The sequence below is a fragment of the Kitasatospora sp. NPDC059599 genome, from assembly GCF_042735125.1.
Classification (GTDB): Bacteria; Actinomycetota; Actinomycetes; order Streptomycetales; family Streptomycetaceae; genus Kitasatospora.
Genome location: NZ_JBHWCL010000322.1, coordinates 1 through 1,005, shown reverse-complemented (window position 1 = coordinate 1,005; position 1,005 = coordinate 1). Strand labels below are relative to the sequence as shown.

The window sequence follows — 1,005 nt, the reverse complement described above, 5'->3', positions numbered from 1 at the left end:
TACGGCCTCCTACGCCACCTCAACCCCGAAACCACCCCCCAACTCGCCCGACTCCCCCAACCCCACATCGCCTTCAACTACCTCGGACGCTTCCCGGCCCCGCAGGACCTGGACTGGTCGGTCGCCGTCGACGCCGATGCGCTGACCGGCGGCGCGGACGACCGCATGCCGTTGACCCACGCCATCGGCATCAACGCGATCACTCACGACCACCCGGACGGCCCGCAGCTGTCCATCTCCCTCACCTGGGCCGGCGAGCTCCTCGCCGAGGACGACATCCGCGAGCTCGGCGACACCTGGGTCCACGCCCTCACGGTCCTCGCCGAACACGCCGACGCCCCCGACGCCGGCGGCCTGACCCCCTCCGACCTGCCGCTGGTCCAACTCTCGCAGGTAGAGATCGACCGCCTGGAGCAGGAGTCGCGTTTCTCGGATGTGCTGCCCCTGCCGCCGCTGCAGGAGGGGCTGCTGTTCCACGCGCTGTACGACGAGCAGGCGCCGGACGTCTACGTCGTCCAGCTCGCGCTGGAACTCCAGGGCGAGCTGGACGCCCAGCGGCTGCGCGCCGCAGGGCAGGCACTGCTGCACCGTCACCCCAACCTGTCCGCACGCTTCCTGGCCCGGGGCGCCGGCCGATCAGTGCAGGTGATTCCGGCCGAGGTCGAACTCCCCTGGACGGAAACCGACGTCAGCCACGCCGACGGCACCGTCGAGAGGTTCCTCGCCGAAGAACGCGCCCGGCGGTTCGACATGGCCAAGCCCCCGCTGCTGCGCTTCGCCCTCCTTCACCACGGCTCCGAGCGGCACACGCTCACACTGACGCTGCATCACATCCTGCTCGACGGCTGGTCGATGCCCATCCTCATCCGTGAGCTCTTCACCCTCTACAACGAGCACGGTGACGGCACTGTCCTGCCCTCGGTGGCGCCGTACAAGGACTACCTGACCTGGCTCGCCGACCGCGACCGTGAAGCCGCCCGCACCGCCTGGCGCACCGCCCTCTCC

At 70.0% G+C, this 1,005-nt stretch carries 1 protein-coding gene; it reads left to right on the top strand.

From position 1 onward, the window contains the following. Positions 1 to 1,005, top strand: a 1,005-nt coding sequence (locus tag ACFV04_RS43810; protein ID WP_380536668.1) for a condensation domain-containing protein, incomplete at both ends; no start/stop codon positions are given.